Source organism: Rhizobium sp. B21/90 (assembly GCF_019355815.1).
GTDB lineage: Bacteria > Pseudomonadota > Alphaproteobacteria > Rhizobiales > Rhizobiaceae > Rhizobium > Rhizobium rhododendri.
On the sequence record NZ_CP072162.1, the window covers coordinates 573,870 to 591,675 of the forward strand.

Consider the following 17,806-nt stretch of genomic DNA (forward strand, 5'->3'; position numbering starts at 1 on the left):
CATCATGGCACCAACCTCACCCAATCAGAATGGGCCCGAACGGACCGGCAAGGACTACAAGTACGTCGACCACTCCTATGACGTGATCGTCGTCGGTGCTGGCGGCGCGGGTCTCCGCGCCACGCTCGGCATGGCCGAACAGGGCTTCAAGACCGCCTGCATCACCAAGGTATTCCCGACCCGCTCGCACACCGTGGCCGCTCAAGGCGGTATCGCTGCATCGCTCCGCAACATGACGCCGGATAGCTGGCAGTGGCATCTCTACGACACCGTCAAGGGCTCCGACTGGCTCGGCGACGTTGATGCCATGCAGTATCTGACGATGGAAGCGCCTAAGGCCGTCTACGAACTCGAGCACTACGGCGTGCCCTTCTCGCGCAATGAAGAGGGCAAGATCTACCAGCGGCCGTTTGGCGGCCATATGCAGAATTACGGCGAGGGCCCGCCCGTGCAGCGTACCTGCGCTGCTGCCGACCGTACCGGCCACGCCATCCTGCACACGCTTTACGGACAGTCGCTGAAGCACAACGCCGAATTCTTCATCGAATACTTCGCCCTCGACCTGATCATGTCGGAAGACGGCTCGAAGTGCATCGGCGTCATGGCCTGGTGCCTCGACGATGGAACCATCCATCGCTTCTCCGCCAAGATGGTGGTGCTTGCGACCGGCGGGTACGGTCGTGCCTATTTCTCGGCAACGTCCGCCCATACCTGCACCGGCGACGGCGGCGGCATGGTGGCGCGTGCCGGCCTGCCCCTGCAGGACATGGAATTCGTGCAGTTTCATCCGACCGGCATCTACGGCGCCGGCTGTCTGATCACTGAAGGGGCGCGCGGCGAAGGCGGCTATCTCGTCAATTCGGAAGGCGAGCGCTTCATGGAGCGCTATGCTCCATCAGCCAAGGACCTTGCCTCGCGCGACGTCGTATCGCGCTGCATGACGCTGGAAATCCGCGAGGGGCGTGGCGTCGGCAAGAACAAGGACCACATCTACCTGCACCTCGACCACCTCGATCCGGCTGTTCTTAACGAGCGTCTGCCGGGCATTTCGGAATCGGCAAAGATCTTTGCCGGCGTCGACGTGACGCGCGAGCCGATCCCGGTCCTGCCGACGGTGCACTACAACATGGGCGGTATCCCGACGAACTACTGGGGCGAAGTGCTGAATGCGGACAGTGAAAATCCGGAACGCATCCTTCCGGGCCTCATGGCTGTCGGAGAAGCCGGCTGCGCATCGGTGCATGGCGCCAATCGCCTTGGATCCAATTCGCTGATCGACCTCGTCGTCTTCGGACGTGCTGCTGCCATCCGGGCTGCCGAAGTCATCGATCGCGCTGCGCCGATCCCTCAGCTCAACCTGGCTGCCTGCGAAAAGATCATGGATCGCTTCGACAAGCTGCGGTTCTCCAATGGTCATACACCGACATCGGTGCTGCGCGAAAAGATGCAGCATGCCATGCAGGACGACGCTGCCGTATTCCGTACGCAGGAATCGCTGGCCTCGGGCTGCGAGCGGATGTCGGCGATCTGGAAGGAGCTTTCTGACGTAAAGGTCACCGACCGTTCGCTGATCTGGAACTCCGATCTGGTCGAAACGCTTGAACTGCACAACCTGATGGCCAACGCGATCACCACGATCTACGGCGCGGAAGCCCGCAAAGAAAGCCGCGGCTCGCATGCGCGGGAAGACTTCACCGACGGCCCATTCGGCGGTCGCGACGACGTCAACTGGCGCAAGCACACGCTCTCTTGGGTCAACGATGCTGGCGAGGTAAAACTCGACTATCGCCCGGTTCACACCGAACTGATCGCCGAGGGCATGGATCCGCAGAAGATCAAGCCGAAGGCGCGTGTGTATTGATTTGAGAGGAACTGGACATGGTTGAACTCGCTCTCCCCAAGAACTCTCAGATGCGCGAAGGCAAGGTCTGGCCGAAGCCGCAGGGTGCAACGAACACGCGCGAACTGCGGATCTATCGCTGGAGCCCGGACGACGGTCAGAACCCGAGCATCGATACCTTCTACATCGATGTCGATAACTGCGGGCCGATGGTGCTGGATGCCCTGCTTGACATCAAGAACAACATCGACCCGACGCTGACGCTGCGCCGCTCCTGTCGCGAGGGGATCTGTGGCTCCTGCGCCATGAACATCGACGGCACCAATACACTCGCGTGCACCAAGGGGCTGGACGAAGTGAAGGGTACCGTCAAGGTCTACCCGCTGCCGCACCTTCCTGTGGTGAAAGACCTGGTTCCTGACCTGACGAACTTCTATGCCCAGCACCGCTCGATCGAGCCCTGGCTGAAGACCGTATCGCCGGAGCCCGCGAAGGAATGGAAGCAGAGCCATGACGACCGCCAGAAGCTGGACGGTCTTTACGAGTGCATCCTGTGTGCCTGCTGCTCGGCCTCCTGTCCGAGCTACTGGTGGAACGGCGACCGGTATCTCGGTCCGGCCGTCCTGCTGCAGGCTTATCGCTGGCTGATCGATTCACGCGATGAGGCCACCGGTGAACGCCTCGACAATCTGGAAGATCCGTTCCGGCTTTATCGTTGCCACACGATCATGAATTGCGCCCAGACCTGCCCGAAGGGCCTGAACCCGGCCAAGGCGATTGCCGAGATCAAGAAGATGATGGTCGAGCGGCGCGTCTAGTCGCTTACTCTCACGATCGCGCTACAAGCCGCCCTCATGTTGATATGAGGGCGTCTTTCGTTCAGACGTCTGGAAAAATGCGCCAAATTTGTCCCATGACTGCGGCAAGGGCAGCAGCCCGCGACAATTTCTCCTTGTGCTCACTTGATTCATCAATGCCTTTCACGATAATTCCGCCGTGATTGCGCGCCAACGTCGGGGCAGGCTGGGCTATTTCAGGAGTTTCCTAATGCGATTCAAATATGCTGCGACGGCTGCAGTTATCGGTGTGGCGCTGGCGGGTTGCCAGCGGACGGGTTACAACAACGATTATGGCTCCGCTTCGCCAGCCTATTCCCCGCCGCCGATCCAGGCCGCGCCCGTTGGGCAGGTCCAGTCCAGCCAGCTTCCATCCCCGACCGGTACCGGCTCGCAGTTTCCAGCCCCTCCGTCGGCAAATCCGGGTGCAGGCGCGCCGCAGCAGAATGCAGCGCTTGCCGCCTCCGGCCTCGATGTCACCAAGGAATCGATGGTCGGCAGCTGGAAGGTCGGCAATGGCGGCACCAGCTGCGACATGTTCCTGACACTCACCAATCTCGGCAGCGGATCGCGCGGCGGTACTCGTGGCTGCGTCGGTGAACTGACGACGATGGGATCCTGGGAAGTGGCCGGCAAGCAGGTCGTTCTAAAGGACCGCAGCGGCAACCAGCTGGGTTCGGTTTACAAGACGGCCGACTCGCGCTTCACCGGCACCACGGCCTCTGGCCAGCCGATCACGCTTAGCCGCTAAGTCTGCGGCCCACCGGCCATCTTTCGACGCGCGAGGCGGATTTTTCCATGCAGCCTATGCCTGACTACTCGATCAGCGTCAGCGAAAAGTTGAAATCGCTGACGGCTTCCGGTTCGCTGCAGGTGGATGCAGCGCAGATGGATGTTGCAAAACATCTTGACCGGGTGCTGGCCGCTCTCAAGCAGCGGCGGCCGGCTGCGAAGTCCAGCGCGCTCGGATGGCTGTTTGCGGCGCGCAAGAAGCCCGAGCCTATCCGCGGCCTCTACATTCACGGCAGCGTCGGGCGCGGCAAGACGATGCTGATGGACATGTTCTTCGCAATGGCGCCGTCCAAGAAGAAGCGGCGGGCGCATTTCCACGAGTTCATGGCTGATGTCCATAACCGCATCGCTGCTCATCGGCTGAAGATCAAGAATGGCGACACGAAGCTTTCCGATCCGGTACCGCCTGTCGCCGCCGATCTGTTTGCCGAGGCGGAACTGTTGTGCTTCGACGAATTCAGCGTCACCGACATCGCCGATGCGATGATCCTGTCGCGGCTGTTTTCAGAACTGTTCTCGCTCGGCTGCGTTCTTGTCACCACGTCCAACGTCGAGCCGGATAACCTTTACCGCGAGGGGCTCAATCGTTCGTTGTTCACGCCGTTCATCACGCTTTTGAAGACTTATGTCGACGTGGTGACGCTGGATTCGCCGACCGATTACCGCATGGAAAAGGACGACAGCCAGCCTGTCTACCTGACGCCACTGAACGCCGAAACCGACAAGGCGATGGATGCGGCCTGGGCGCGGGCGCTTCACGGCCGCACGGCACAGCCAGTCGAGATCCAGAGAAAGGGCCGGACCGTCCATGTGCCGGCTGCCGTCGACAGGCTGGCGCGGTTTTCATTCGCCGATCTCTGCGAGGCTCCGCTAGGAGCCGGAGATTTTCTCGCCATCGCGGCCCGTTTCGACACGATCTTTATCGATCGCATTCCGGAGCTTGGACCGGAAAAGCGCAATCAGACCAAGCGTTTCATCATTCTGATCGATACGCTTTACGATCACGCCATCCATGTGACGATCTCCGCAGCAGCGATGCCGGAGGCACTTCTCGTGCAGCGGCGTGGAACCGAGGGTTTTGAATTCGACCGCACGGCCTCACGCCTTTTCGAGATGCGAAGCGCCGAGTATCTCGCCCAGATTCGATCCAAGTCAGCGGCCGAATAACGATATGGTGACAATAATTCTTACGTTTACGTAAGAGTTTTTCTATCTAACCGATTGAATTTTAACGTCACAAAATAATCAATTGCCATTTTTGGCCGTTGGGTCTATGCGATTGGCGGCCGTGGTCGATGCTTCAAAGTGTCGCGCCATCGTTTTCGATCGCAAAGGATATCCCGAAATGGCGCGTAACAAAATCGCACTCATTGGTTCTGGCATGATTGGTGGCACGCTGGCGCATCTTGCCGGCTTGAAGGAGCTGGGCGACATCGTCCTCTTCGACATCGCGGACGGCATTCCACAGGGCAAAGGCCTTGATATTTCCCAGTCTTCGCCGGTCGAAGGCTTTGACGTCAACCTCACCGGCGCCAGCGACTACTCGGCGATCGAGGGTGCTGATGTCTGCATCGTCACCGCCGGTGTCGCTCGCAAGCCCGGCATGAGCCGCGACGATCTGCTCGGCATCAACCTCAAGGTGATGGAGCAGGTCGGCGCCGGCATCAAGAAGTACGCCCCGAACGCTTTCGTCATCTGCATCACCAACCCGCTCGACGCGATGGTCTGGGCCCTCCAGAAGTTTTCCGGCCTGCCGGCCAACAAGGTCGTCGGCATGGCCGGCGTGCTGGATAGCTCGCGCTTCCGCCTGTTCCTTGCCAAGGAATTCAACGTGTCCGTCCAGGACGTTACCGCCTTCGTGCTTGGTGGCCACGGTGACACGATGGTGCCGCTAGCGCGCTATTCGACGGTCGGCGGCATTCCGCTGACGGACCTCGTCACCATGGGCTGGGTCACCAAGGAGCGCCTCGAGGAAATCATCCAGCGCACCCGTGATGGCGGCGCCGAAATCGTCGGCCTGCTGAAGACCGGTTCGGCTTATTACGCTCCTGCTGCCTCTGCCATCGAAATGGCTGAGTCCTACCTCAAGGACAAGAAGCGCGTGCTGCCTTGCGCCGCGTATCTTTCCGGCCAGTACGGCGTCAACGACATGTATGTCGGCGTGCCGACTGTCATCGGTGCCGGCGGCATCGAGCGGATCATCGAGATCGACATGAACAAGGCTGAAAAAGAAGCCTTCGACAAGTCTGTCGCTGCCGTCGCCGGTCTCTGCGAAGCATGCATCAACATCGCGCCTTCGCTAAAATAAGTTTGGCGCTGAAATAAGCGTCGCGTTCCAATAGGGATAGATCCATGAATATTCATGAATATCAGGCCAAGGCTCTGCTGAAGAGCTTTGGTGCACCGGTGGCAGAAGGTGTTGCCATCTTCAACGCATCGGAAGCCGAGGCAGCCGTCAAGCAGCTTCCGGGCCCGCTTTACGTCGTCAAAAGCCAGATCCATGCCGGCGGTCGCGGCAAGGGCAAGTTCAAGGAACTGCCGCCGGAAGCCAAGGGCGGCGTTCGTCTCGCAAAGTCGCTCGAGGAAGTCCAGGCTTTCGTCAAGGACATGCTCGGCAACACGCTGGTAACGGCCCAGACCGGCGAAGCCGGCAAGCAGGTCAACCGCCTCTACATCGAAGACGGCGCCGACATCGACCGCGAGCTTTACCTCTCCATCCTGGTCGACCGTGCCGTTGGCCAGGTCTCCTTCGTCGTTTCGACCGAAGGCGGCATGGACATCGAGACCGTTGCCCATGACACCCCGGAAAAGATCATCAACGTCGCAATCAACCCGACGACGGGCGTCACCGCGGCAGACGTCGCCAAGCTCAGCGATGCGCTGAAGCTCGAAGGCGAAGCTCGCCAGGACGCTGAAAAGCTGTTCCCGATCCTCTACAAGGCCTTCGTCGAAACCGACATGGCTCTGCTCGAAGTCAACCCGCTGATCGTCATGACCAACGGCCGCCTGCGCGTTCTCGACGCCAAGGTATCGTTCGACGGCAACGCGCTGTTCCGTCATGAAGACATCGTTGCGCTTCGCGACACCAGCGAGGAAGACGAGAAGGAAATCGCCGCTTCCAAGTACGATCTGGCCTACGTTGCCCTCGATGGTAACATCGGCTGCATGGTCAATGGCGCCGGTCTTGCCATGGCCACCATGGACATCATCAAATTGTATGGCGCAGAGCCTGCCAACTTCCTCGACGTCGGCGGTGGCGCGACGAAGGAAAAGGTTACGGCAGCCTTCAAGATCATCACGGCCGATCCTGCCGTGAAGGGCATCCTGGTCAACATCTTCGGCGGCATCATGAAGTGCGATGTCATTGCCGAAGGCGTTCTGGCTGCCGTCAAGGAAGTCGGCTTGCAGGTCCCGCTCGTTGTCCGCCTCGAAGGCACGAACGTTGCGCTTGGCAAGAAGATCATCAACGAGAGCGGTCTCAATGTCATTTCCGCCGACGACCTGGACGATGCCGCCCAGAAGATCGTCGCAGCCGTGAAAGCAGCTTAAAACCATGGCCAAATCCCCGAAGAACCCCAATCGCCAGCCTTTCGGCCCGAACGAGACAGATGCCAATCTGTGCTACTTCGTCTGCTGGGACAGCGAGTACGACAGCGAAGACGGTACTGCCGAGCGTTGGGCGCATTTCACGCACAATGATGACGCGCAGGCCTACTTTGCCGAGAAGATCAAGGATGCCGATCTTTTCGTCTGGAAGGGCGAGCTGGGCATCTCCCAGGTCGACCAGCATTACGACTGGTTCCGTACACAGTGGTCCAAGAACCTCGAGGCGCACCTGACGCAAAAGTCGACCGCCGGCAAAGGCTACCGCTTTTCCAATGACGCCTTTGAGGCATTCGATCCCCTCGAGTTCGAGGAAGAGGAAGACAACTAATGTCCATTCTGATTAACAAAGACACGAAGATCCTGGTTCAGGGTCTGACCGGCAAGACCGGCACGTTCCACACCGAGCAGGCGCTGGCCTACCACGGCACCAAGATGGTTGGCGGTATCAACCCGAAGAAGGGTGGCGAGACCTGGAGCGGTTCGGCCGGCGAATCCCTGCCAATCTTTGCAACCGTTGCCGAAGGCAAGGAAGCAACCGGCGCCGACGCATCGGTCATCTACGTGCCGCCAGCCGGCGCTGCTGCCGCCATTCTCGAAGCCATCGAAGCCGAGATCCCGCTGATCGTCTGCATCACGGAAGGCATCCCGGTTGCCGACATGATCAAGGTCAAGGCTCGCCTGGACGCCTCCAAGTCGCGCCTCATCGGCCCGAACTGCCCAGGCGTGATGACGCCTGACGAATGCAAGATCGGCATCATGCCGGGCTCGATCTTCAAGAAGGGCTCCGTCGGCGTCCTGTCGCGTTCGGGCACGCTGACCTACGAAGCCGTTTTCCAGACGACCAACGAAGGCCTCGGCCAGACGACGGCTGTCGGCATCGGCGGCGACCCGGTCAAGGGCACCGAGTTCATCGACATCCTAGAAATGTTCCTGGCTGACGAAGAAACCAAGTCGATCATCATGATCGGCGAAATCGGCGGTTCTGCAGAAGAAGACGCGGCGCAGTTCATCAAGGACGAAGCCAAGCGTGGCCGCTCCAAGCCAATGGTCGGCTTCATCGCTGGCCGCACGGCCCCTCCCGGACGCACCATGGGCCATGCCGGCGCCGTGATCTCTGGCGGCAAGGGTGGCGCTGAAGACAAGATCGCAGCCATGGAAGCCGCAGGCATCCGTGTCTCGCCGTCTCCGGCCCGCCTCGGCAAGACGCTGGTTGAAGTCCTCAAGGGCTGATCCGATATAGAAGGGCAGGGACATCAGCCCCTGCCCATTTCGATTTCAGGGCATCTGCCCGAATGACTGCCGCCACTGGCGGATGAAAATTGAAATGCGGCCGCCGGAAATGACCGGCAATCCATTCAAGTCGGGAGGCGGACCAGCGTCCGCAGATCACCATGGCAAGACAAGAAGCCAACGAGCAATTTCAGATCACGTCGTTTCTGGACGGCGCCAACGCGGCCTATATCGAGCAGCTCTATGCCCGCTACGAGGCGGACCCCAAGTCTGTCTCCGACGAGTGGCAGTCTTTCTTCAAGGCGCTGGACGACAATCCGAGCGACGTGAAGCGGGCAGCCAAGGGCGCCTCCTGGCAGAAGAAGAACTGGCCGATCGCGGCCGGCGGCGATCTGGTCTCGGCGCTTGACGGCAACTGGGGCGTGATCGAGAAGGTCGTCGAGACCAAGGTCAAGGCCAAGGCCGAAGCAGCCGGCAAGCCGACCGACGGTGCCGACATCATCCAGGCGACCCGCGACTCGGTGCGCGCCATCATGATGATCCGCGCCTACCGCATGCGCGGCCATCTGCACGCCAAGCTCGATCCGCTCGGCATTGCCGCTCCGGTCGAGGATTATCACGAGCTGTCGCCCGAGGCTTATGGCTTCACCGAGGCCGACTACGACCGCAAGATCTTCATCGATAACGTGCTTGGCCTTGAATACGCCTCGGTCCGCGAAATGATCGAGATCCTCGAGCGCACCTATTGCTCGACGATCGGCGTCGAATTCATGCACATGTCGAACCCGGAAGAGAAGGCCTGGGTCCAGGAACGCATCGAAGGCAAGGAAAAGGGCGTCGCGTTTTCGCCTGAAGCCAAGAAGGCGATCCTGCAGAAGGTCATCGAAGCCGAAGGCTACGAGCAGTTCCTCGATGTCAAGTTCAAGGGCACAAAGCGCTTCGGCCTCGACGGCGGCGAATCGCTGATCCCGGCGCTGGAGCAAATGCTGAAAAGCGGCGGCGCGCTCGGTGTGCGCGAAGCCGTGTTCGGCATGGCCCACCGCGGCCGTCTGAACGTGCTGTCCCAGGTCATGGGCAAGCCGCACCGCGCCATCTTCCACGAGTTCAAGGGCGGCTCCTATGCGCCCGACGAAGTCGAAGGCTCCGGCGACGTGAAGTACCATCTCGGTGCCTCCTCCGACCGCGATTTCGACGGCAACAAGATCCACGTCTCGCTGACGGCCAACCCTTCGCATCTCGAAATCGTCGACCCTGTCGTCATGGGCAAGGTCCGCGCCAAGCAGGACATGGGCGCCACCGTCTGGGAAGGCGACACGATCCCGCTTTCCGAGCGCGCTAAGGTCATGCCGTTGCTCATCCATGGCGATGCGGCCTTTGCCGGCCAGGGTGTGATTGCTGAAATCCTTGGCCTCTCCGGCCTTCGCGGCCACCGCGTCGCCGGCACCATGCACGTCATCATCAACAACCAGATCGGCTTCACCACCAATCCGGCCTACTCGCGCTCGTCGCCCTATCCGTCCGACGTCGCCAAGATGATCGAGGCACCGATCTTCCACGCCAACGGTGACGATCCGGAAGCCGTCGTTTACGCGGCCAAGGTCGCGACCGAATTCCGCATGAAGTTCCACAAGCCTGTCGTCCTCGACATGTTCTGCTACCGTCGCTACGGCCATAATGAAGGCGACGAACCGTCCTTCACGCAGCCGAAGATGTATAAGGTCATCCGTGGTCACCAGTCTGTCCTGCAGCTCTATTCGGCCCGCTTGATCGAAGAAGGCGTCGTCTCGCAGGAAGACGTCGACAAGATGAAGGCCGACTGGCGCGCGCATCTCGAGGAAGAGTTCGAGGCCGGCCAGCACTACAAGCCGAACAAGGCCGACTGGCTGGACGGCCAGTGGTCGGGCCTTCGGACCGCAGACAATGCAGACGAACAGCGCCGCGGCAAGACAGCCGTGCCGATGAAGACGCTGAAGGACATCGGCCGCAAGCTGTCCGAAATTCCGGAAGGCTTCAACGCGCACCGGACGATCCAGCGCTTCATGGAAAACCGCGCCAACATGATCTCGTCGGGCGAAGGCATCGACTGGGCAATGGCAGAAGCGCTGGCTTTCGGCGCTCTTTGCGTCGAGGGCACCAAGATCCGCCTCTCTGGCCAGGACTGCGAGCGCGGCACGTTCTCGCAGCGCCATTCCGTGCTCTACGATCAGGAAACCGAGCAGCGTTACGTGCCGCTTGCCAACCTGTCGTCGACCCAGGGACGCTACGAAGTCATCAATTCGATGCTCTCGGAAGAGGCCGTTCTCGGCTTCGAATACGGTTACTCGCTGGCCCGTCCGAATGCTCTGACGCTTTGGGAAGCCCAGTTCGGCGATTTCGCCAACGGTGCGCAGGTGGTCTTCGACCAGTTCGTATCGTCGGGCGAGCGCAAGTGGTTGCGCATGTCGGGCCTGGTCTGCCTGCTGCCGCACGGCTACGAAGGTCAGGGCCCCGAGCATTCGTCGGCACGTCTGGAGCGCTTCCTACAGCTTTGCGCAGAAGACAACATGCAGGTCGCCAACGTTACGACGCCGGCTAACTATTTCCACATCCTGCGTCGCCAGATGAAGCGCGACTTCCGCAAGCCGCTGATCATGATGACGCCGAAGTCGTTGCTGCGTCACAAGAAGGCTGTGTCGGGGCTCGCCGAAATGGCCGGAGAATCCTCTTTCCACCGGCTGCTGTGGGACGATGCCGAAGTCATCAAGGACGGACCGATCAAGCTGCAGAAGGACGCCAAGATCCGTCGCGTCGTCATCTGCTCCGGCAAGGTCTACTATGACCTTCTCGAAGAGCGCGAAAAGCGCGGCGTTGACGATGTCTACCTGCTGCGCATCGAACAGCTTTATCCGTTCCCGGCAAAGGCGCTGATCAACGAACTCAGCCGCTTCCGCAACGCGGAAATGGTCTGGTGCCAGGAAGAGCCAAAGAACATGGGCGCCTGGTCGTTCATCGACCCTTATTTGGAATGGGTGCTTGCCCATATCGACGCCAAGTACCAGCGCGTCCGCTACACCGGCCGTCCGGCCGCCGCATCGCCGGCAACGGGCCTGATGTCGAAGCATCTGGCGCAACTGGCAGCCTTCCTCGAGGATGCGCTCGGCGGTTAAGAACGAAGCGGAGGGGATGTCTCGATATATCCCCTCCGCACAGCATACGATTGAAGACGTCGCCTGCCGGGCTCCGTCAGACCACCCTTCGGCCGCTGCCGGAGCGCCGTCCCACCGATAACGATCAAAATTCAGGATTTGAACATGGCCACTGAAATTCGCGTACCCACCCTCGGCGAGTCCGTCAGCGAGGCGACCGTCGGTACCTGGTTCAAGAAGGTTGGCGACGTCATCAAGGTCGACGAGCCGCTTGTCGAACTCGAGACCGACAAGGTGACGATCGAAGTACCATCGCCGATTTCAGGCACACTTTCGGAAATCGTTGCCCAGGCCGGCGAGACGGTTGGTCTCAACGCGTTGCTCGGTCAGATCTCTGCCGGCGGCGCTGGCGCTGCGGCGGCCCCTGCTGCTCCGGCTGCTGCTGCCCCTGCCAAGGCCGAGCCTGTTGCGGCCACTGCGCCTGCCGCTTCCGTCTCTGCCCCGGCTGCTCCCGCCGCACCGACATCGATGCCACCGGCTCCGGCTGCTGCAAAGCTGATGGCCGAAAACAACGTTGCTGCCGATCAGGTTGACGGTTCCGGCAAGCGTGGCCAGGTCCTGAAGGGTGATGTGATCGCTGCTGTCGCCAAGGGCCTTTCGACGCCTGCTGCTGCCGAGCCTGCCAAGGCCGCGCCGCGCGCACCGACTGCCGTCGAGGATGCGCCGCGCGAAGAGCGCGTCAAGATGACCCGTCTGCGCCAGACGATCGCCCGTCGCCTCAAGGATGCGCAGAACACCGCTGCCATGCTGACCACCTACAACGAGGTGGACATGACGGCCGTCATGGCGCTCCGTACGAAGTACAAGGACATTTTCGAGAAGAAGCACGGCGTCAAGCTCGGCTTCATGGGCTTCTTCACCAAGGCCGTCACGCACGCCCTGAAGGAACTGCCCGCCGTCAACGCCGAGATCGACGGCACCGACATCATCTACAAGAACTATTGTCACGTCGGCATGGCTGTCGGCACCGACAAGGGCCTCGTTGTTCCGGTCATCCGTGATGCCGACCAGATGACCGTTGCGGAAATCGAGAAGGACCTCGGACGTCTTGCCAAAGCTGCGCGCGATGGCACGCTGTCGATGGCCGACATGCAGGGCGGCACGTTCACCATCACCAACGGCGGTGTCTACGGCTCGCTGATGTCCTCGCCGATCCTCAACGCACCGCAGTCCGGTATTCTCGGCATGCACAAGATCCAGGAGCGCCCGGTCGTTGTCGGCGGCCAGATCGTCATCCGCCCGATGATGTATCTCGCCCTGTCCTACGATCACCGCATGGTCGACGGCAAGGAAGCTGTTACCTTCCTGGTCCGCGTCAAGGAAAGCCTCGAAGATCCGGAACGCCTCGTTCTCGATCTCTAAAACTGAACAGCAGGGCCGCATCTGGCGGCCCGCTTGCCCTCCGGAAAGTCTAAATGTCCTTTCAAATCACCTATCTGCTCTGGAGCGCGGCGCTGGCTTTCGCCTATCTGACGGCGCAAGCAACCGCGTTTCGCCTGCAGATCGGCGTCAAGGCGGCCAATTCGACCCGCGACGACGAGCCGGAACCCAACCTCCTGACGGGCCGGGCGACGCGCGCGCTGCGCAATTTCCAGGAAACCTATCCCATCTTCATCGCGCTCAGCGTGGTGGCGATCTTTGGCAATCACGACGATGCGCTGGTGTCCTGGGGCACCGCTCTGTGGTTCTGGGCACGTTTTGCATATCTGCCGGCCTACATGCTGGGCCTCAGCCCTTACCGTTCGTGGATCTGGACGGTGTCGTTCATCGGTCTCGTGCTGATGTTCGTCGGCCTTTTCTGGTGACGTGATATGGGCAGCGACCGTCCCGTGCTTCTCGTCACCGGCGGCAGCCGCGGAATAGGCGCAGCTATCGCGCTCTCCGCAGCGAAGCAGGGTTTCGCCGTGGTCGTCAACTACGCGACGAACCGAAGCGCGGCCGAAGCCGTGGTCGATGAGATTGCAAGCAACGGCGGGCAGGCTGTCATTGCCAAGGGCGACGTCGGAAGTGCTGCCGGGATAGCCTCGATGTATGCAGTCGTCGATACTCATTTCGGCCGCATCGACGGCCTGGTCAACAATGCCGGTGTCGTCGATATGACCGCGCGGGTGGATGAGATGTCCTGGGACCGGCTCGAGCGGATGTTTCGCATTAATATCACCGGCTCCATCTTTTGTGCGGGCGAAGCCGTCAGGCGGATGTCGACAAGGCATGGCGGCAAGGGCGGTGCAATCGTCAATATTTCCTCTGTGGCAGCGACGCTCGGCTCGCCGGGCCAGTATGTCGACTATGCCGCCTCCAAGGGCGCAATCGACACATTCACGACGGGTCTCGCCAAGGAAGTGGCGGCAGAGAATATCCGCGTGAACGCTGTGCGGCCGGGTATCATCGACACAGAGATCCATGCTTCCGGCGGACTTCCGGATCGGGCGCGGGATCTGGCCCATCTGGTGCCTATGCAGCGGCCGGGCGAGGCGCAGGAGATTGCCGATGCGGTGTTGTTCCTGTTGTCACCGTCGGCTTCCTATATTACGGGTGCCATCCTAGACGTCAGCGGCGGGCGCTGAGAGGGGGGCAAATATGCAATATCTGTTCGAATTCCTGGGCCTGATGGCGGTGTTCTCCATCTTCATCGTCGTGCCCGGCGCCGATTTCGCCGTCGTCCTGCGCCAGAGTGTCGTCCATGGCCGTCGGGCTGCCATGATGACCGGCGTCGGCATGGGCTTTTCGCTGCTGTTTCACATCAGCTACACCATCCTCGGCCTCGGCCTGATCGTCTCCAAATCGCTGTTGCTGTTCAGCGTGATCAAATGGGCCGGTGTTGCCTACCTCGTCTATCTCGGCATCAAGTCGTTCCGGGAACCGGGTTTCAAGGTTGCCGATATCGAGGTGACGGAAGGCGACCGCAAGCCGGTGTCTGCCTGGCGATGCCTGGCAACAGGCTTCATCACCAATGCGCTGAACCCGAAGCCCGTGCTGTTCTTTCTGTCGCTGTTTTCGACCCTGGTGCACCACGACACGCCTGCGCTCATCCAGTTCAGCTATGGCATCGGCATGGCGACGGCGCTCGTTGCCTGGTTCGCCGCAGTCTCGGTATTCTTTACCGTCAAGCCGATCCGCGATCGCTTCATTGCGGGCGGAAAATGGTTCAACCGTATCACCGGAGCGGCCTTGGTCGGCTTCGGCCTTCGTCTCGCCCTGGCGCGCGCCGCCGACTAACCGGAAAAATCCAAGAGGAATTCTCGATGTCTTATGATGTGATCGTTATCGGAACCGGCCCTGGCGGCTATGTCTGCGCCATCAAGGCAGCACAGCTGGGCATGAAGGTCGCTGTCATCGAGAAGCGCGCCACGTTTGGTGGCACCTGCCTCAACATCGGCTGCATTCCCTCCAAGGCGCTGCTGCATGCCTCCGAGATGTTCCACCAGGCCGGTCACGGCATGGAAGCGCTCGGCATCGAGGTCGCTGCCCCAACCCTGAACCTGCCCAACATGATGGCTCACAAGGATGCCACCGTGAAGTCGAACGTCGAGGGTGTCGCGTTCCTGTTCAAGAAGAACAAGATCGACAGCTTCATCGGCTCAGGCAAGATCGTTTCGGCCGGCAAGGTTTCGGTCACCGGCGATGATGGCCAGGTCCAGGAAATCGAAGGCAAGAACATCGTTATCGCCACCGGCTCGGACGTTGCGGGCATTCCGGGCGTCCACGTCGATCTCGATGAGAAGATCATCATTTCATCTACCGGCGGCATCGCACTGGAGAAGGTCCCGGCGACGATGATTGTCGTCGGCGGCGGCGTCATTGGGCTCGAGCTCGGCTCCGTCTGGTCGCGTCTCGGCGCCAAGGTCACTGTCATCGAATATCTCGACACCATCCTCGGCGGCATGGATGGCGAGGTGTCGAAGCAGTTCCACCGCCTGCTCGCCAAGCAAGGGATGGACTTCCACCTGGGCGCTAAGGTTACCGGCGTCGAGAAGTCGGCGACGGGCGCCAAGGTCACCTTCGAGCCGGCCAAGGGCGGCGAAGCGACCTCGCTCGATGCAGACGTCGTGCTGATTGCGACCGGCCGCAAGCCGTATACGGCCAACCTCGGCCTCGAAGAAGCCGGCGTCGCGCTCGACAACCGGGGCCGTGTCGAGATCGACCACCACTTCGCGACCAATGTTGCCGGCATCTATGCCATCGGTGACGTCGTCAAGGGTCCGATGCTCGCCCACAAGGCGGAAGACGAAGGCGTCGCGCTGGCAGAAATTCTCGCTGGCCAGGCCGGCCACGTCAACTACGACGTCATCCCGAGCGTCGTCTACACCCAGCCGGAAGTCGCTTCCGTCGGCAAGACCGAGGAAGAACTCAAGGCTGCTGGCATCGCCTACAAGGTCGGCAAGTTCCCGTTCAGCGCCAACGGCCGCGCCCGCGCGATGCTGGCAACGGATGGCTTCGTCAAGATTTTGGCCGACAAGGAAACCGACAAGGTCCTCGGCGGCCACATCATCGGTTTCGGCGCCGGCGACATGATCCATGAAATCGCCGTGCTGATGGACTTCAGCGGCTCGGCAGAAGACCTCGGCCGGGTTTGCCACGCCCATCCGACAATGTCGGAAGCCGTCAAGGAAGCGGCCATGGCTGCCGCCTTCAAGCCGATCCATATGTAAAATCGAAGGGAGCGCCAAGGCCTCTCGCCCTGGCGCTCCTGCTCGTGTTTCGACGCCAGCCAACTGCAGGCATGGGAAAGCGCGTCGCGCCTGATGTGGCCGAACGTGATGGGGAAATGGCAAGCAGCCGGGTGGCTGGTGTTGTTTGTGTCGGGGTTTGGCTGCCTGCCGATCGTTGCGATTTGACGATATCGATACGGAGGTGCCGACTTCCGTTACCCGATATCCCGATCACTCAGCCCAACGCATTGTGATCATCGCTTCCAACCATCATCGGACACCGGATATCGTTCCGTTGGAGCGACCGGTTCGCGACCCGGCTTCCCCATCCTTTGACCGTTGCAGTATAGGCCCACCGGCGGTCATGGGGATGAAACAAGCCTCGAAAATCTGTAAGAACTTGATTTGACTGCGTGAAAAAATAAATCACGCTGGATTTATCCCCCATGCCGAAAACTGTGTTATGGGGCCGTAAATTTGTTCAGGTGAGACGCTCCTCGAGCCGCCAGATCAATCAACCACCGTCAGCGTAAAGCCCTGCTTGCGGAAGAGTTCGACCAGTCCCTGCTCGCCCGACAGGTGCAGGGCGCCGACGGCCATGAAGACGTTGCCGTTCGCAAGGATCGGTGCGGCGCGCTCGGCCATGACCTTGTTGCGGTCGAGGATGATGCGCTGCTCAAAGGTGGCGTAATCGCCGTCGCTATCGGTATCCTCGCCATCGGGCGTGACGACCTTCAGCATCGCCATCGTCGCTCCGGCATTGCCGGACAGGTAGAGATCGGTCATCGTCTCGACGACGTCGTTCATTTTGTCGCCGAGCTGCAGGGTTTCGATCAGCGATTTCAGATGGAAGGCGGCTGGCAGGTCGGCCATGGCCTGCAACTGCTCGACGAGCGTTTCCAGCCCCTTAACCTGCTTGCCGGCTGCGGCCGCGTCGTTGGCGATCTTCTGGTCGAGGAATTGCGCACCCTTGGCTTTGCGTGAGAGTTCGCAGGACGGCAATGCGACGACGCTGGAGATCATCCATGGCTGCATATGCGACACCGCGCCCAGCGTGATGCCGCGCTTTGCTAGGCCGGCCTCGAGTTTGGCGGCGTCGGCTGGCGGCAGCAGCGAGTTGATCGTTGCTCCGTTGGCGAGCATGGTGAGGTCCGGGCGGGCAAGGATCGCCATCGTCGCCTTCTTTTCATCGAGTATTTCGTCGGATTCGACGATGATCGTGTCGGCCTTGGCGTCCGCTTCTGCCGCGCCTTTCGGCATGACCAGCACGCGCGGATCGGTGACGTGCATGGTGCCGAGCAGCCAGGAGGTCTTCACTCCGGGCTTTTCGATCTTCCAGAAAATGCTGTGCCCGTTCGCGACCTTGTCACCGTCAGCGAGGAAAGACGCGTATTTCGCCGGATCGTTTTTCTGCAGTTCGGCAAGCAGGTTCCTGCCGCCGCAGGCCGCATCGTCGTCGGCATGGGCGGGCGCAAAAGAAGCCAGCGTGACAACCAGCGTGACGGCGAATGCAAGAGGCAGGGACGCCGCCGCCCAGAAGCCGGCGTTGCCGAGCGTCGAAAGGATGGCGGGCCGGGTCTTCTGGCGGTAGACTGATGTCATGACGATCTTTCAGCGGACGGGATCTGCATCTGCTCTACCCCGCGCGGAGCGGATATTCTCTTA

Annotated in this window: 15 protein-coding genes; 14 read left to right on the forward strand and 1 reads right to left on the reverse strand. The window is 60.8% G+C overall.

The features are described 5' to 3' along the window. Positions 1–4 precede the first annotated feature (4 nt). The 14 genes from sdhA (at position 5) to lpdA (ending at position 16,141) form a co-directional block, all read left to right on the forward strand. Positions 5–1,861, forward strand: coding sequence for a succinate dehydrogenase flavoprotein subunit (gene sdhA, locus J5278_RS02720; RefSeq protein ID WP_209185253.1), 1,857 nt, complete (start codon positions 5–7; stop codon positions 1,859–1,861). A gap of 17 nt (positions 1,862–1,878) precedes the next feature. Then, a complete protein-coding gene (locus J5278_RS02725) occupies positions 1,879–2,658 on the forward strand; it encodes a succinate dehydrogenase iron-sulfur subunit (RefSeq protein WP_219258302.1) in 780 nt (259 codons plus the stop codon). A gap of 229 nt (positions 2,659–2,887) precedes the next feature. Continuing rightward, a complete protein-coding gene (locus tag J5278_RS02730; protein ID WP_142824710.1) occupies positions 2,888–3,427 on the forward strand; it encodes a protease inhibitor Inh/omp19 family protein in 540 nt (179 codons plus the stop codon). A gap of 47 nt (positions 3,428–3,474) precedes the next feature. Further along, a complete protein-coding gene (zapE, locus tag J5278_RS02735; RefSeq protein ID WP_142824711.1) occupies positions 3,475–4,635 on the forward strand; it encodes a cell division protein ZapE in 1,161 nt (386 codons plus the stop codon). A gap of 178 nt (positions 4,636–4,813) precedes the next feature. Beyond that, on the forward strand, positions 4,814–5,776 hold the full coding sequence (gene mdh, locus J5278_RS02740; protein ID WP_111220029.1) for a malate dehydrogenase: 963 nt from the start codon (positions 4,814–4,816) through the stop codon (positions 5,774–5,776). 44 nt (positions 5,777–5,820) lie between these two features. Further along, positions 5,821–7,017, forward strand: coding sequence for an ADP-forming succinate--CoA ligase subunit beta (gene sucC, locus J5278_RS02745; protein WP_142824713.1), 1,197 nt, complete (start codon positions 5,821–5,823; stop codon positions 7,015–7,017). A 4-nt stretch (positions 7,018–7,021) separates the two neighbouring features. Beyond that, positions 7,022–7,402, forward strand: coding sequence for a hypothetical protein (locus J5278_RS02750; RefSeq protein ID WP_209185251.1), 381 nt, complete (start codon positions 7,022–7,024; stop codon positions 7,400–7,402). Further along, positions 7,402–8,304 carry a succinate--CoA ligase subunit alpha gene (sucD, locus tag J5278_RS02755; RefSeq protein ID WP_142824715.1) on the forward strand — a complete coding sequence of 301 codons (903 nt, stop codon included), beginning with the start codon at positions 7,402–7,404 and terminating at the stop codon, positions 8,302–8,304. Before J5278_RS02750 ends, sucD begins: the two co-directional genes overlap by 1 nt. A 161-nt stretch (positions 8,305–8,465) precedes the next feature. Then, the gene (locus tag J5278_RS02760; RefSeq protein ID WP_209185250.1) at positions 8,466–11,450 is read left to right on the forward strand and encodes a 2-oxoglutarate dehydrogenase E1 component; all 2,985 of its coding nucleotides are present in this window, start codon (positions 8,466–8,468) and stop codon (positions 11,448–11,450) included. Positions 11,451–11,594: 144 nt separating this feature from the next. After that, a complete protein-coding gene (gene odhB, locus J5278_RS02765) occupies positions 11,595–12,851 on the forward strand; it encodes a 2-oxoglutarate dehydrogenase complex dihydrolipoyllysine-residue succinyltransferase (RefSeq protein WP_209185249.1) in 1,257 nt (418 codons plus the stop codon). Positions 12,852–12,904: 53 nt separating this feature from the next. Further along, positions 12,905–13,294, forward strand: a complete 390-nt coding sequence (locus tag J5278_RS02770) for an MAPEG family protein (RefSeq protein WP_142824718.1) — start codon at positions 12,905–12,907, stop codon at positions 13,292–13,294. Positions 13,295–13,300: 6 nt separating this feature from the next. Then, entirely contained in the window at positions 13,301–14,056 is a 756-nt protein-coding gene (locus J5278_RS02775; protein ID WP_209185248.1) for an SDR family oxidoreductase, read from the forward strand. 13 nt (positions 14,057–14,069) lie between these two features. Next, on the forward strand, positions 14,070–14,708 hold the full coding sequence (locus tag J5278_RS02780) for a LysE family translocator (RefSeq protein ID WP_209185247.1): 639 nt from the start codon (positions 14,070–14,072) through the stop codon (positions 14,706–14,708). 26 nt (positions 14,709–14,734) lie between these two features. After that, positions 14,735–16,141 (forward strand): dihydrolipoyl dehydrogenase, encoded by a 1,407-nt coding sequence (lpdA, locus tag J5278_RS02785; RefSeq protein ID WP_209185246.1) that lies wholly within the window; start codon positions 14,735–14,737, stop codon positions 16,139–16,141. A gap of 510 nt (positions 16,142–16,651) precedes the next feature. Here lpdA and J5278_RS02790 read toward each other — a convergent pair. Next, positions 16,652–17,743, reverse strand: a complete 1,092-nt coding sequence (locus tag J5278_RS02790) for a TraB/GumN family protein (RefSeq protein WP_209185245.1) — start codon at positions 17,741–17,743, stop codon at positions 16,652–16,654. Positions 17,744–17,806 lie beyond the last annotated feature (63 nt).

Coding starts and splice junctions, on each gene's coding strand:
- sdhA (WP_209185253.1), top strand. CDS start 5: ATGGCACCAACCTCACCCAATCAGAATGGGCCCGAACGGACCGGCAAG.
- J5278_RS02725 (WP_219258302.1), top strand. CDS start 1,879: ATGGTTGAACTCGCTCTCCCCAAGAACTCTCAGATGCGCGAAGGCAAG.
- J5278_RS02730 (WP_142824710.1), top strand. CDS start 2,888: ATGCGATTCAAATATGCTGCGACGGCTGCAGTTATCGGTGTGGCGCTG.
- zapE (WP_142824711.1), top strand. CDS start 3,475: ATGCAGCCTATGCCTGACTACTCGATCAGCGTCAGCGAAAAGTTGAAA.
- mdh (WP_111220029.1), top strand. CDS start 4,814: ATGGCGCGTAACAAAATCGCACTCATTGGTTCTGGCATGATTGGTGGC.
- sucC (WP_142824713.1), top strand. CDS start 5,821: ATGAATATTCATGAATATCAGGCCAAGGCTCTGCTGAAGAGCTTTGGT.
- J5278_RS02750 (WP_209185251.1), top strand. CDS start 7,022: ATGGCCAAATCCCCGAAGAACCCCAATCGCCAGCCTTTCGGCCCGAAC.
- sucD (WP_142824715.1), top strand. CDS start 7,402: ATGTCCATTCTGATTAACAAAGACACGAAGATCCTGGTTCAGGGTCTG.
- J5278_RS02760 (WP_209185250.1), top strand. CDS start 8,466: ATGGCAAGACAAGAAGCCAACGAGCAATTTCAGATCACGTCGTTTCTG.
- odhB (WP_209185249.1), top strand. CDS start 11,595: ATGGCCACTGAAATTCGCGTACCCACCCTCGGCGAGTCCGTCAGCGAG.
- J5278_RS02770 (WP_142824718.1), top strand. CDS start 12,905: ATGTCCTTTCAAATCACCTATCTGCTCTGGAGCGCGGCGCTGGCTTTC.
- J5278_RS02775 (WP_209185248.1), top strand. CDS start 13,301: ATGGGCAGCGACCGTCCCGTGCTTCTCGTCACCGGCGGCAGCCGCGGA.
- J5278_RS02780 (WP_209185247.1), top strand. CDS start 14,070: ATGCAATATCTGTTCGAATTCCTGGGCCTGATGGCGGTGTTCTCCATC.
- lpdA (WP_209185246.1), top strand. CDS start 14,735: ATGTCTTATGATGTGATCGTTATCGGAACCGGCCCTGGCGGCTATGTC.
- J5278_RS02790 (WP_209185245.1), bottom strand. CDS start 17,743: ATGACATCAGTCTACCGCCAGAAGACCCGGCCCGCCATCCTTTCGACG.